This is a genomic window from Thiobacillus denitrificans (genome assembly GCF_001530125.1).
GTDB classification, from domain to species: domain Bacteria; phylum Pseudomonadota; class Gammaproteobacteria; order Burkholderiales; family Thiobacillaceae; genus Thiobacillus; species Thiobacillus denitrificans_C.
The window spans coordinates 32,415-46,313 of the sequence record NZ_LDUG01000019.1 but is presented as its reverse complement, the minus strand read 5'-3'; the positions used below and the strand labels follow the sequence as shown (position 1 = coordinate 46,313).

Sequence of the window (13,899 nt, the reverse complement as noted above, 5' to 3'; positions counted from 1 at the left end):
CCAAAATCAACCCCTGACCCCACAAGATCATGCACCTCCACATCCTTGGCATCTGCGGCACCTTCATGGGCGGCCTCGCCGCCATTGCCCGCAACGCGGGGCACACTGTCACTGGCTGCGACGCCAACGTCTACCCGCCGATGTCCGACCAGTTGCGCGCCCTCGGCATCGAACTGACCGAAGGCTGGGACGCCAGCCAGGCCAACATCGGCGCCGACATCTTCGTCGTCGGCAACGTCGTCACCCGCGGCAATCCGCTGATGGAAGCCCTCCTCGAACGCGGCCTGCCCTACACCTCCGGCCCGCAGTGGCTGGCCGACAACGTGCTGCGTGACAAATGGGTATTGGCGGTGGCCGGCACCCACGGCAAGACCACCACCGCCGCCATGCTGGCGTGGATCCTCGACGACGCGCGCATGCGCCCCGGCTTCCTCATCGGCGGCATCCCGCAGAACTTCGGCCTGTCCGCGCGGCTCACCGACAGCCCCTTCTTCGTCATCGAGGCCGACGAATACGACACCGCCTTCTTCGACAAGCGTTCCAAATTCGTCCACTACCGCCCGCGCAGCGTCATCCTCAACAACCTCGAATACGACCACGCCGACATCTTCCCCGACCTGGCCGCCATCGAAATCCAGTTCCATCACCTGGTGCGCACCGTTCCGGGCAACGGCCTCATCGTCGCCAATGGCACCGACGCCAACCTCGACCGCGTGTTCGAGCGCGGTCTGTGGACCCCGGTCGAGCGCTTCGGCGGCGCCAATCCTAATGGCCGCTCCGACGGCGCGGGCGGTTGGACCGCCGGCGAAGTCGATTCGAACGGCCACTTCGACGTCTTCTTCGACGGTGCATTGCAGGGCCGCGTGAAGTGGGCGCTGATGGGTGAGCACAACCGCATGAACGCACTCGCTTCGATTGCCGCCGCGCGTCACGCCGGCGTGCCCGCCGCCGTCGCGATCGATGCCTTGAGCCGCTTCGAGAACGTCAAGCGCCGCATGGAAATTCGCGGCGCCGTCCACGGCATCACCGTCTACGACGACTTCGCCCACCACCCCACCGCGATCACCACCACCGTCGAAGGCCTGCGGGCGAAGGTCGGCCGCGCACGCATCCTTGCCGTGCTGGAGCCGCGCTCCAACACCATGAAGCTCGGCGTCATGAAAGCCGCGTTACCCGCGAGCCTCGCCTTTGCCGACCTCGTCTACTGCTACGGCGCCAACCTCGGCTGGGACGCAGCCGAGGCCCTGGCGCCGCTGGGCAACAAGGCACGCGTGTTCGACGATCTCGACAGCTTGGTGAGCCAGCTGGTGGCAGACGCCCGCCCCGGCGACCACGTGCTGATGATGAGCAACGGTGGCTTCGGCGGTATCCACGCGAAGCTTCTCGATGCGCTGCACAATCACTATCACGAGGATATTGTGCTGGCGCCGATGCATCGGCATGGGGGGTATGCGTAAGAGTTGTGGTTCGCCGTCGCTGCGAGCGCAGCGAAGCAATCCAGTTGAATTCAGCGCGAAGCACGCCTGAGTAGTGAGTGTTTCACTGGACTGCTGACCGTTGGTCGGGGCTAGCCCGGCCAACGGTCAGCAGTCCAGTGAAGGTTTAAACATCAAAGATGCTTCACGGCATTTCACAGACTGGGTTGCTTCGCTACGCTCGCAGCGACAAGTTTGAACGGACGCGGCGAACAGCGAATCGGTCGGCACGCCCAAGCGTAGACTCTGTGTTGCACAGATTCTGATCCGCACCTCCCAGTGCCGCATGCGCCCCTGGCCGGGCGCACTTAACCTTTCCCGGGATGCGTGCTAAGTTCAAATTCGCAGCACAATCCACCACATTCAACCATCACGTTCACTTGCGCCTCGGCGGCATGCGAGACGCGAAGACCGAGGGAGACCGCTTGGGCCGGCAGCACGAAAGTTACCGCATCGGCATCGTTGGCGGCCTCATCCTGGTTGCATTGACCCTCGCCTCGGGCATCGCCGTCTATGCCGTGATGCAGCGACAGGCGGAGTCCATCCTGATCAGAAGCCTGGAAGCCTCGTTGCAGAGCGGCCGGCGCCTGTTCGAAAGCGAAATCAGCGCGGGCGTGACCAATGCGCTGACGGTTTCCACCCGTTCTTTCGTGATCCATAACCTGCAGCTGCTCAAGGCGGAGCCGGACAACGAAGACGGCCGCCAGGCCTTGCAGCAGATCGCGGAGTCGCTTCAGCCGACCGGATTCGCAGGCGTCTCCTTTCAGGACAGTCGCGACAACGAGATCGTGCGCGCGGGCCGTCTGTCGGAAAACCCGGCGCTCAGCGTTCCCCTCAACACGCACGTCGAGGCGCGCCTGTTGTGGAACGGGCAATTGATCCTGCAGGTGGTCCGCGATGTAGTGGACGAAGGGGGAAACCGCATCGGCACGGCAAGGACCGAATCCACCCTGCCGCATCTGACGCGCGCCATCGCTGATGCGGAAATGCTCGGCAAAACGGCGGACCTTGCCGTATGCGCCCCCCTGGAGCAGGACATGCAGTGCTTTCCGCTCACCCTGACGCAACGGGTGTTCCCGCGCATTGCCCGCACGGTGGAAGGTCGGCCGTTGCCGATGAGTCATGCCCTGGACGGGGAAACCGGCACGGTGTTCACGCGGGATTATCGGCGCAAGAACGTCGTCGCGGCGTATACCCCGATGGGCACCCTTGGACCCGGCATGGTGCTGAAGATCGATCAGGCGAAACTGTTCGGCCCCGTCAAACAGCAACTCCAGGTCATCGTGCCGTTGCTGGGCGGGCTGGTTCTGGCCGGCATGCTGCTGCTGTCCTGGCTGGTGGCGCCGCTCGTGCGCAAGCTCGTCCTGTCCAAGCAGGCGTTGGCCGAGGTCAATGCCAGGCTGCGCGATGTGGAGGAACGCTGGCGCTTCGCGCTGGACAGCACCGGCGCAGGCGTGTGGGATCTGGATATTCCGGGCAACCGGATTCTGCTTTCAAGCCGTTGCAAGGCCATGCTGGGGTTTGCCGACGACGAAATCGGCACCGACATGGATGACTGGGAACGGCGGATTCATCCGGACGATATGGCTGGGCTGGCTGCCGCACGCCAAACGCTGATTGACGGCAGCAGCGACACCTTCACCAACGAACACCGAAAACGCTGCAAGGATGGGCGCTGGAAGTGGATTCAGGTCCGCGGCATGGTCGCCGCCCGCGATGCGGCCCATGCGCCCGTTCGGGTGATTGGAACCTACCTCGACATTAGCGAACGCAAGCAGGCGGAAGAAACCATCCAGCGCCAGGCCAATTTCGACCCGCTGACGCAGTTGCCCAACAGGCGCTTATTTCTCGATCGACTGGAGCTGGAAATCAACAAATCCCGGCGCGCCGATCTGTCACTGGCGCTGCTGCTGATCGACCTCGACGAATTCAAGGAAGTCAACGATACGCTGGGGCATGATGTGGGCGACATCCTGCTGCAGGAGGCGGCCCAGCGCATTCGCGGCTGCATTCGCGATGCCGACACGGTCGCCCGCTTGGGCGGCGACGAATTCACGGTCATCCTGACCGAGCTATCGGGGCGCAGCCACGTCGAGGACATCGCCCAGAAAATCATCGGAAAGCTGGCCGAGCCTTTTCAGCTGGGCAACGAGGTGACCTACATCTCGGCCAGCATTGGCATCACCCTGTACCCGACCGATGCCAGCGATATCGACACCCTGATGAAGCATGCCGACCAGGCGATGTATGCCGCTAAAAAACAGGGGCGCAACCGCTTCAGCCATTTCACGCCGTTGTTGCAGGAAGCCGCACAAGCCAGGCTGAAATTGAGCAAGGATTTGCGCGAGGCGATCTCGGACAAGCAGTTCACGACGCATTTCCAGCCGATCATCGATCTCGCCACCGGCCGCATCCACAAGGCCGAGGCGCTGCTGCGCTGGCAGCATCCCGTACGCGGCCAAGTCGATCCGATTGAATTTATTGCGCTTGCGGAAGAAACCGGGCTCATCCATGAGATCGGCGACTGGGTATTCAGGGAATCAGCGCACTGGGCAAAGCAGTGGAGCACGCAATTCGGGAAGGACTTCAGGGTGAGCATCAACATGTCCCCGGTTCAATTCAGGATGGAAAGCCGTGTCAACGCAGAAGCATGGCTGAACCATTTCCGCGAACTCGGGTTTTCCGGGGAGAACCTGATCGTCGAGATTACCGAAGGTCTGCTGCTGAACGCGCACTCGGATGTAATCGACAAACTGTTCATGCTCCGCGATGCCGGGATCCAGATCGCCATCGACGACTTCGGCACGGGATATTCCTCGCTGTCCTATCTGAAGCAATTTCCCATTGACTATCTGAAGATCGATCGCTCGTTCGTGCGCGACCTTGAGACGGATCCCAATGATATGGCCCTGTCCAAGGCCATCATCGTGATGGCACACGAGCTGGGACTGAAAGTGGTCGCGGAAGGCGTGGAAACCGAGGGGCAGCGCAGCTTGCTGTCCGCCGCGGGCTGCGACTATGCGCAGGGCAACCTCTACGCCAAACCGCTTCCGCCGACGCAATTCGAGGCGATGCTCCGTAGCAGGTAGCTGCGTCCGTGCCCTGGTCTACTGCATCTCGACGCGGCGTCACCAAGGCCGATTTCTCCTGCTTTAACGACTGAGGCGGTTCGCTCATTTCTGGAAACCGAGCCACCCCGGTAAAATTCCGGGATGATTGTCTATCTCCACGGCTTCAATTCCTCCCCCGCGTCCGGCAAGGCCCGCCAGCTCGGCGAGCACATGGCCAGCCTCGGCCGCCAGGCGGACTACTATTGCCCGGCGCTACCCAATAGCCCGCGCGCGGCCATCGCGCTAGTTGAGGCCGAACTGGAACAACGCCGCCCCGAATCGGTCACGCTGATTGGCAGTTCGCTGGGCGGCGTCTACGCCACCTATCTGGCGGAAAAACACGGCTGGAAGGCGGTGCTGGTGAACCCGGCGGTGCACGCCCACACACTGCTGCGCGCCGCGCTCGGCCCGCAGACCAACTGGCACACCGGCGAGAAGTGGATGCTCACCGAAGCGCACCTGAACGAACTCGCGGCACTGGATGTCGAACGCATCACTCGGCCTGAACGCTGCCTGCTGCTGGCGCAGACCGGCGACGAGGTACTCGATTACCGCGATGCGGTGGCCTACTATGCCGGCGCCACGCAGATCATCGAAGACGGCGGCGACCACGGCTTTGCCGGGTTCGAGCGCCACTACCAAACCATTCTGGATTTCTGATTTTTCATGTACCTGATCTTTGAAGAGGACGGCCATTTCAAGGCCGGTTCCATCCTGTCCGAAACCGACGCCACGGCACAGGTGGAAACCGCCTCGGGCAAGCGCAGCAAGATCAAGGCGGCCAACATCCTGCTGCGCTTCGCCGCGCCGGCGCCGACCGAGGTGATGGCCGAGGCGGAGACGCTGGCGGCGGAGCTCGACGCCGACTTTCTGTGGGAGGCAGCGGGCGCCGACGAGTTCGGCTTCGGGGAACTGGCGCAGGAGTACTACGGCCACGCGCCGACGCCGCCGGAATCGGTGGCGCTGTTGCTGAAGCTGCATGGCTCGCCGATCTATTTCCACAAAAGAGGCCGTGGCCGCTACCGCCCGGCGCCGGCCGAAACGCTGGCGGCAGCCAAGGCTGGGGTGGAGAAAAAGCGCCTGGCGGCGGAGCGGCAGGCGCATCTGGCCGCCGCGCTGGCGGCCTTCCGGCTGCCGGAGGAATACGCCTCTCTGATCCCGCGCATCCTCATCGCGCCGGACAAGAACACGCTGGAATACAAGGCGCTGGAAGACGCGGCGGCGGCCACCGGGCTGTCCCAATTGAGACTGATCGAACGCTGCGGCGCGATTCCGTCGACGCTCGATTTCCATCTGGCGACCTTCCTGCTGGAATACTTTCCGCGCGGCACCGGGTTCGCCGACGTCACCGAGCCGGCTGCTTTACATCCAAGCGACCCGCCCGAACTGCCGAAAAGCACCGTGCGCGCCTTCTCGATGGACGACGAGGCGACCACTGAGATCGACGATGCGCTGTCGGTCGAGTGGCGCGACGACGGCAGCGTGCGCGTCGGCATCCACATCGCGGCGCCCGCGCTCGGCATTACCCCCGGCTCGGAACTCGACCGCGTCGCGCGCGAGCGACTCTCCACCGTGTACTACCCCGGCGGCAAGATCACCATGCTGCCGGAGGCGCTGATCCACCATTACACGCTGGGCGAAACCCACGACTGCCCGGCGCTGTCGCTGTACGTGGACGTGGCGCCCGACCTGCGCGTGCTCGGCACCGAATCCAAGCTCGAAATGGTGCACATCGCCGACAACCTGCGCCACGAGACGTTGGAGGTGCTGTTCAACGACGACACCCTGAAGAACCCGGCCGTGCCCGACTACCCGTATCGTCGCGAGCTCGAATGGCTGCGCGATTTTTCCGCGGTGCTGGAAGCCGGGCGCGGCAAGGCCGACACGGTCGACCGCGTCGACTACAACTTCAAGGTCGACAACGATCGCATCAGCATCGTGCCGCGCAAGCGCGGCAGCCCGATCGACAAGGTGGTGTCCGAGCTGATGATTTTCGCCAACGCGCACTGGGGCGGCTGGCTGGCGGAGAAAAAGGTGCCGGGGATTTATCGCGCGCAGTCCAACGGCAAGACGCGCATGACGACTTCGCCCGATCCGCACGTCGGCCTCGGCGTCGACCAGTATGCGTGGTCGTCGTCGCCGCTGCGGCGCTATGTGGATCTCGTCAACCAGCGCCAGCTGATCAGCCTGGTGCAGGGTGGCGATCCGGTCTACCCGCCGAGGAGCGAGCAGCTATTTTCAGTGGTGCGCGAGTTCGAGCTGGCCTACGATGCCTACAATGAGTTCCAGCGGCGGCTGGAGCGTTACTGGATGCTGCGCTGGATGCAGCAGGAAGACATTCAGGAGGTCACCGCCAAAGTCATCCGCGAAGACCTGGTGCGCCTCGACACGCTGCCGCTGGTGACGCGCGCACCATCGGTGATGGGCGTCGCTGCGGGAGCGCGGGTGCGGCTGGCGATTTCGAATATCGACCTGCTCGACATCCACTTTCACGCCGAGTACCAGGAAACCCTGGAGACGCCGCCTGACAGCAGCGTCGCGCTTCCGTAAAATCAAAACTGATTCCACTTTCTGCCTGCATCGTGTCCGCTGCTCCCCCTATCCTCCTCGCCGAACCGTCCAAACAGGGCACGCGCATCGCACTGGCCCTGCTGGCGTCTGCGGCGGTGCACGGCGTGGTGCTGTCGACCCAGTTCGTGCAGATCAACCCGCGCCTGTTCGAGGATCCCAACCTGCCGATGGAAGTGGTGCTGGTCAACGCCAAAACCTTGGAAACGCCCCTCAGCCCAGACGCCCTGGCGCAGGTGAGCCTGGCCGGTGGCGGCAATATCGATGAAGACCGACGCTTGAAGAGCCCGCTGCCCGCCAGTAGCGAAACCCAGACCGGCAGCGAAGAAGCTGCCTTGCAGGCGCGGGTGGCCGCGCTTGAACAGCAGGCCAAGGCCTTGCTGACCCAGCTTCAGCCCAACGGCCAGCTGCAGGAGCGGCCGCAGGCGGCGCCGCCGACGCCGGCTCAGCCCGCCGTCGACCTCAGCCAGATCAACCAGCAGGCGCGTGAAATGGCGCAGCTGCAGGCGCGCATCTCGCAGGAGTGGGACGAATACCAGAAGCGTCCCAAGCGCGCCTTCGTCGGCGCCAACGTCAAGGAATACGCATTTGCGCGCTACGTCGAGGACTGGGTCACCAAGGTCGAGCGGGTCGGCAACGTCAACTATCCCGAAGCCGCGCGCCGCCAGGGTCTCTACGGCAGTCTCCAGCTGACCGTGTCGATCCATTCCGATGGCCGCATCGAGCAGGTCGACGTCAACCGTTCCTCCGGCTCCAAGATTCTCGACACCGCTGCGATCAGGATCGTCGAGCTTGCCGCGCCCTACGCGCGCTTCCCCGACGACATGCGGGAAAAGGCCGACATTCTGTCCATCACGCGCACCTGGACCTTCACCCGCTCGGATCAATTGGTGGGAACAGACTAAGCAGCGGCCAATCCCGCTCATGTATAATATTATGATTTACTTATACATTTCGGAGTCAGACCATGCATACCGGCACCACACTTACCCAGTTCATCATTGAAGAGCAGCGCCGCACCGCCGGCGCCACCGGCGATTTCACCTCGCTGCTGAACGACGTCGTCATTGCCTGCAAGGCGATTTCCAACGTCGTCAACAAGGGCGCGCTGCTGGGCGTGATGGGTTCGCTGGATTCCGAGAACATCCAGGGCGAAACGCAGAAGAAGCTCGACGTCATCACCAATGACATCATGATCGGCGCCAACGAGTGGGGCGGCCACCTGGCCGGCATGGCCTCCGAAGAAATGGATGAGCTCTATCCGATCCCCAGCCAGTATCCGCTCGGCAAGTACCTGCTGGTGTTCGATCCGCTCGACGGATCAAGCAACGTCGACGTCAACATCTCGGTCGGCACCATCTTCTCGATTTTGAAAGCCCCGGTCGCCGGCCGCGCCGCCAAGACCGAGGACTTCCTGCAGCCCGGCGCCCAGCAGGTGTGCGCCGGCTATGCGATCTACGGTTCGTCGACCATGCTGGTGCTGACCTTCGGCCACGGCACCCACGGCTTCACCCTCGACCGCGACGTCGGCGAGTTCGTGCTGACCCACCCCAGCATGAAGATTCCGACCGAAACCCGCGAATTCGCGATCAACGCCTCCAACATGCGTTTCTGGGAAAAGCCGGTGCAGCGCTACGTCGACGAATGCCTCGCCGGCAAGACCGGCCCGCGCGGCAAGGACTTCAACATGCGCTGGGTCGCCTCGATGGTGGCCGAAGTGCACCGCATCCTGACTCGCGGCGGCATCTTCATGTACCCCAAGGACACCAAGGATCCCGCCAAGGCCGGCAAGCTGCGTCTGCTGTACGAAGCCAACCCGATGGCCTTCATCGTCGAACAGGCTGGCGGCGCCGCCACCACCGGTCGTGAGCGCATCCTCGATCTCAGCCCCGAAGGCCTGCACCAGCGCGTGCCGGTGATTCTGGGTTCCAAATCCGAAGTGGATACCGTAACCGGTTATCACCACGAAAAGGCCGCGTAAGCGCTGTCGATTCCAGTTTGAAATGATGGAATGAAAAAGCCGGGCATTGCCCGGCTTTTTCATTCCATCCGGATCGGTATGCCAGCATTCGGGGCAGTCCCTTGGCCTGCTCGATCCATTTCGTCACCGCGGATTCCGCAGGCACCTGGCGGGTCAGCTTCTTCTCCTGATTGACGGCCGACATTGCCTGGGTGAGGCTGGCCGCGTTCCGCGTGGCGAGTTCGGGCACCGTGTCGACCCCCGCGACTTCGAGCAACTCGGCATATTCGGCGCCCACACCGCTGACCCGATAGAGATCGACCCTGTTCGCGAACTTCAGCACGCGCGCTTCGGACAGGCCGGTTTTTTCCGCCAGCGCCTTGCGCTGACTGGGCGTCAACGCGTTTTTCAGCAGCGCATCCGTGCCCTTCACGCCGGCGGAGCGGAATTTTTCCCCCAGCACAGGGCCGATTCCTTCGATGTCTTCAATTTTGAAATTTGCCATGCGATTGGCTCCTCGAGCGTGATTGAGCAAGCGGTTTGCGCGCCATGCGCCTTTCAAGTGTGGGTGGCGCGCCGCGAAAAGCAAATCGCCCCCCGCGCTAGCCCGAAAAAAGGACGAACAGCGAAACACCGATGGCGAACAGCGAGAACGCGACGGCCACACCGCACAGCACGGCGGTCTGCCTGAAGCGCGACTCTGCGACGGCCGCGCCCTGCTCGAGCGCGGTCACTGTTTTCTGCAACTGCTCGGCCAGTTCCTTGACGTGCCGCGCATTCTGCGAGGCCGCCGACTGCAGCTCGGTGATCTGCTGCTGCAAGACGCCGGTCTGGGCTGCGGCCGCCTCGTCACTTTTGCGCGTGGTAAACACCGGCAGCGCCGATGAAACGATCGGACTGATGAAAGGCAGAATTGCCTTGACCGCGGGAATCAACCATACCGCCATAAAACCTCCTTGTTGGATGCGGCGTTACGCCGCGAACGCTACTTTAGCGCAGGCAGCGCGGCCTGCTTGAAAAGCGCCAGCGCCAGCCCCCTTTGCACGGCGTGATCGACGATCGGCAACGGGTAATCGCGCCCGATGACGCAGCCCGCGCGCTGCTGCTCGGCGGCAGGCAGCGTCCACGGCGAATGGATGAACGTGTCGGGCACGTGGGCGAGTTCGGGCAGATAGCGACGGATAAATTTTCCCTGCGCGTCGAAGCGCTCGGATTGCGTCACCGGATTGAAGATGCGAAACCAGGGCTGGGCGTCGCAGCCGACCGAGGCCGCCCATTGCCAGCCGCCGCTGTTGGCGGCGAGGTCGAAATCGATCAGCGTGTCGGCGAAGTAGCGCTCGCCGAGCCGCCAGTCGACCAGCAGATCCTTGGCCAGGAACGAGGCGGCGACCATGCGCAGGCGGTTGTGCATATAGCCGGTCTGGTTGAGTTGGCGCATCGCGGCGTCGACCAGCGGGTAGCCGGTGCGTGCTTCGCACCAGGCTTCGAAATGGCCGGGCGGATTCGGCCACGGCAGCGCGTCGTATTGGCGTTTGAAGCTATGCCCGCAGGCGACGTCGGGGCGGTGCCAGAGAATCTGATGATAGAAATCGCGCCAGATCAGTTCGGACAGCCAGGTCTGCGCGCCGCGCCCGCCCTGCTGCCAGGCCGCGGCTGCGAGCTGGCGAATCGACACCGTACCGAAGCGCAGATGCACCGACAGAGTCGACGGGCCCTTCTGCGCGGGAAAGTCGCGCGCGTCCTGATAGCGGTCAATGCGGTCGAGAAAGTCCTCGAACAGCTGCGCGCCGCCCGCCATGCCGGTGGGCAGCTTCATTTCAAACAGGTTGGTGGGCTCAAACCCCATGTCCTGAAGGCTCGGAATGACAGAGGACTGCGCCGCCAGCCGGTTGGTATAGACATCGACCGGGTAGGCTTGCAGGTCAAACGGCGTCAGCCTTTTCAGCCAGGCATTCTTGTAGGGGGTGAAGACGCTGTAAGGCGTGCCGCCGGCGGTAAGCACTTCCTCACGCTCGAAGATCACCGCATCCTTGGTGTGATGGACGGCGATGTCGCGCGCGCGCAGCGCAGCTTCGACGGCGGCGTCGCGCACCAGGGCGGCAGGATCGTCGTCGTGGTTGAAGAACACGGCTTCGGCCTGGAAGTCGGCCGCCAATTGCACGATCTCGTCGCGCGCGACGCCATGTCTGACAACAAGGCCGCCGCCCCGGGCCGCCAGGGCCTGCTGCAGTTCGCCGACGCTGGCGTGGATGAATTCGACCCGGCGGTCAGCCGGATCGGGGAGCGTATCGAGGATGTCGCGGTCGAATATGAAGGCACACACGACCTGGCGGCTTCGCTTGAGTGCATGGTAGAGCGCAGCGTGGTCGAAGTCGCGCAGATCGCGGCGAAACCACACCAGGGCGCGTGCATATTCAGTCATGGGGCATACTGGCCGCTATAGTGTAGGAACAGGTGCAAAAAGGGTGTTTGCCTGATTTGAGGCAGATTACAATGGGAGGGCAATCATGGATACCGTCAATCTCACCCACAATTTTCTGATCGCCATGCCGGGCATGGTCGATCCCAATTTCAACGGCACGCTGACCTATATCTGCGACCACAGCGAGCAGGGCGCGCTGGGCGTGGTGGTCAACCGGCCGATTGATCTGGACTTGTCGACGCTGTTCGAGCAGATCGGACTGTCGCTGCCCGAGCGCCTGCAACGAAAGACCGTCTACTTTGGCGGCCCGGTGCAGACCGAACGCGGCTTTGTGCTGCACACGCCGCCGCTCACCTTCAGCTCCACCCTCACCGTCAACGACGCGGTCAGCCTCACCACCTCGAAGGATGTGCTGGAAGCAGTGAGCCAAGGCGCGGGGCCTGAAAAATTCATGGTCTCGCTGGGCTATGCAGGCTGGTCAGCCGGCCAGCTGGAAGAGGAAATCAAGCAGAACGCGTGGCTGTCAGTGGCCGCAGACCCGCAGGTGATCTTCGACCTGGCGCCCGAAGAACGCCTGCCTGCAGCGATGAAGCGCCTCGGCATCGACTTCGCCAGCCTGTCCGAAGAAGCCGGGCACGCTTGAACCCGGAATCGACCCACGGCACGGTGCTGGCCTTCGACCTGGGGCTGAAGCGCACCGGCGTCGCCTCGGGCGAACTGTCAATCGGAGTCGCCCATCCGCTCACCGTCATCCAGGCAGGTTCCAATGACGAGCGGCTGGCCGCCATCGCCAGGCTGGTTGCCGAATGGCAGCCGGTGCTGCTGGTGCTGGGGCTGCCCACCCACGCCGACGGCAGCGAACATGAAATGACGCGGGTGGCCAAAAACTTCGCGCGCAAATTAGAATCGCGTTTCAAGCTGCCGGTGTTTCTGGTGGACGAGCGCCACACCAGCACGGCCGCCGAGTCCGAATTGCACGAACGCGGCATTCACGGCAAGAAGAACAAGGCGTTGGTGGACGCTGTCGCCGCCCAACTGATATTGCAAGGATTTTTTGATGCACGCCTCATTGCCTGACGTCGACCCGCTGATTGCCCGCATGGCCGACGCCATCGCGCCCACCATCACGCCGGATATCGTCATCGTCGGCATACACACCGGCGGCGTATGGGTGGCCGAACGCCTGCACGCGTTGCTGCAGTGCCCACTGCCGCTCGGCATGCTCGACATCTCCTTCTACCGCGACGACTTTTCGCGCATCGGGCTGCACCCGCAGGTGAAGCCGTCCAACCTGCCCTTCGACCTGGAAAACCGCGACATCCTGCTGGTCGACGACGTGCTGTACAGCGGCCGCACGGTGCGCGCGGCGATGAACGAGCTGTTCGACTACGGCCGTCCGGCTTCGATCCGGCTGGCGGTGCTGGTCGACCGCGGCGGCCACGAGCTACCGATCCACCCGGATTTCACAGGGCTCGCACTCGACGTGCCGGCCCACCAGAACATCAATCTTTCGCGCCTCGACGACGGCCATCTGACTCTTTCCCTCGCATGAATCTACAACTCACCGAAGACGGCAGGCTGCGCCACCTGCTCACCCTCGACGGCCTGCCGCGCGCGATCCTGACGCAGATTCTCGACACCGCCGAATCCTTCATGGACGTCGGCGAGCGCGAGGTGAAGAAGGTCCCGCTGCTGCGCGGCAAGTCGATCTTCAACCTGTTCTTCGAACCGTCGACGCGCACCCGCACCACCTTCGAGATCGCGGCCAAGCGGCTGTCCGCCGACGTCGTCAACCTCAACATCGCGACCTCCAGCCAGACCAAGGGCGAGGCGATTCTCGACACTGTCGACAACCTCGCCGCGATGCACGCCGACATGTTCGTCGTGCGCCACGGACAGTCGGGGGCGGCGCACTTCATCGCGCGCCACGTCGCGCCGCACATTTCGGTGATCAACGCCGGCGACGGCCGCCACGCGCATCCGACGCAGGGCCTGCTCGACATGTTCACCATCCGCCGCTTCAAGGGCGAATTCCACAATCTGACAGTGGCCATCGTCGGCGACGTGCTGCATTCGCGGGTGGCGCGCTCGCAGATTCACGCGCTGACCACGCTCGGAGTGCCGGAAGTGCGCGTGATCGCCCCAAAAACCCTGCTCCCCACCGGGGTCGAGCAAATGGGGGTCAGGGTGTTCCACGACATGGGGGCCGGCCTTGCCGGTTGCGATGTGGTCATCATGCTGCGCCTGCAGAGCGAACGCATGAAGGGCGCGCGGCTGCCTTCCGCGCAGGAATACTTCAAGTTCTTCGGCCTGACATCGGAAAAACTCGCGCTTGCCAAACCGGATGCCATCGTCATGCACCCC

Annotated in this window: 13 protein-coding genes; 10 read left to right on the top strand and 3 right to left on the bottom strand. The window is 63.4% G+C overall.

Annotated elements, in window-relative coordinates; all coding sequences use genetic code 11:
- The first annotated feature begins 29 nt into the window (after nucleotides 1-29).
- The 6 genes from mpl (at nucleotide 30) to ABW22_RS06945 (ending at nucleotide 9,134) form a co-directional block, all read left to right on the top strand.
- On the top strand, nucleotides 30-1,457 hold the full coding sequence (gene mpl / locus ABW22_RS06970; protein ID WP_059753882.1) for a UDP-N-acetylmuramate:L-alanyl-gamma-D-glutamyl-meso-diaminopimelate ligase: 1,428 nt from the start codon (nucleotides 30-32) through the stop codon (nucleotides 1,455-1,457).
- Nucleotides 1,458-1,870: 413 nt separating this feature from the next.
- Entirely contained in the window at nucleotides 1,871-4,564 is a 2,694-nt protein-coding gene (locus ABW22_RS06965; protein WP_237763260.1) for a putative bifunctional diguanylate cyclase/phosphodiesterase, read from the top strand.
- A 123-nt stretch (nucleotides 4,565-4,687) separates the two neighbouring features.
- Nucleotides 4,688-5,245 carry a YqiA/YcfP family alpha/beta fold hydrolase gene (locus tag ABW22_RS06960; RefSeq protein WP_059753879.1) on the top strand — a complete coding sequence of 186 codons (558 nt, stop codon included), beginning with the start codon at nucleotides 4,688-4,690 and terminating at the stop codon, nucleotides 5,243-5,245.
- A gap of 6 nt (nucleotides 5,246-5,251) precedes the next feature.
- On the top strand, nucleotides 5,252-7,135 hold the full coding sequence (locus ABW22_RS06955) for a ribonuclease catalytic domain-containing protein (protein ID WP_059753877.1): 1,884 nt from the start codon (nucleotides 5,252-5,254) through the stop codon (nucleotides 7,133-7,135).
- 32 nt (nucleotides 7,136-7,167) lie between these two features.
- Nucleotides 7,168-8,058 carry an energy transducer TonB gene (locus ABW22_RS06950; RefSeq protein ID WP_237763259.1) on the top strand — a complete coding sequence of 297 codons (891 nt, stop codon included), beginning with the start codon at nucleotides 7,168-7,170 and terminating at the stop codon, nucleotides 8,056-8,058.
- Between the two features lie 62 nt (nucleotides 8,059-8,120).
- Nucleotides 8,121-9,134, top strand: a complete 1,014-nt coding sequence (locus ABW22_RS06945) for a class 1 fructose-bisphosphatase (RefSeq protein WP_059753874.1) — start codon at nucleotides 8,121-8,123, stop codon at nucleotides 9,132-9,134.
- Here the strand turns inward: ABW22_RS06945 and ABW22_RS06940 are convergent.
- The 3 genes from ABW22_RS06940 to ABW22_RS06930 form a co-directional block, all read right to left on the bottom strand.
- Nucleotides 9,037-9,618 carry a DUF4332 domain-containing protein gene (locus ABW22_RS06940; protein WP_059753871.1) on the bottom strand — a complete coding sequence of 194 codons (582 nt, stop codon included), beginning with the start codon at nucleotides 9,616-9,618 and terminating at the stop codon, nucleotides 9,037-9,039. The genes ABW22_RS06945 and ABW22_RS06940 overlap by 98 nt on opposite strands.
- 97 nt (nucleotides 9,619-9,715) lie before the next feature.
- On the bottom strand, nucleotides 9,716-10,048 hold the full coding sequence (locus tag ABW22_RS06935; RefSeq protein ID WP_202813924.1) for a hypothetical protein: 333 nt from the start codon (nucleotides 10,046-10,048) through the stop codon (nucleotides 9,716-9,718).
- A 50-nt stretch (nucleotides 10,049-10,098) separates the two neighbouring features.
- On the bottom strand, nucleotides 10,099-11,535 hold the full coding sequence (locus ABW22_RS06930; RefSeq protein ID WP_059753866.1) for a cryptochrome/photolyase family protein: 1,437 nt from the start codon (nucleotides 11,533-11,535) through the stop codon (nucleotides 10,099-10,101).
- 85 nt (nucleotides 11,536-11,620) lie between these two features.
- On the opposite strand from ABW22_RS06930, the gene ABW22_RS06925 reads away from it, so the two are divergent.
- The 4 genes from ABW22_RS06925 to ABW22_RS06910 all read left to right on the top strand — a co-directional run.
- On the top strand, nucleotides 11,621-12,178 hold the full coding sequence (locus ABW22_RS06925) for a YqgE/AlgH family protein (protein ID WP_059753864.1): 558 nt from the start codon (nucleotides 11,621-11,623) through the stop codon (nucleotides 12,176-12,178).
- Nucleotides 12,175-12,612 (top strand): Holliday junction resolvase RuvX, encoded by a 438-nt coding sequence (ruvX, locus tag ABW22_RS06920; protein ID WP_059753861.1) that lies wholly within the window; start codon nucleotides 12,175-12,177, stop codon nucleotides 12,610-12,612. The genes ABW22_RS06925 and ruvX overlap by 4 nt, the downstream gene beginning before the upstream one ends.
- A complete protein-coding gene (gene pyrR, locus ABW22_RS06915; protein WP_059753858.1) occupies nucleotides 12,593-13,087 on the top strand; it encodes a bifunctional pyr operon transcriptional regulator/uracil phosphoribosyltransferase PyrR in 495 nt (164 codons plus the stop codon). The genes ruvX and pyrR overlap by 20 nt, the downstream gene beginning before the upstream one ends.
- The coding region (locus ABW22_RS06910; RefSeq protein ID WP_059753854.1) for an aspartate carbamoyltransferase catalytic subunit at nucleotides 13,084-13,899 on the top strand (816 nt) is incomplete at its 3' end. The genes pyrR and ABW22_RS06910, both read left to right, overlap by 4 nt.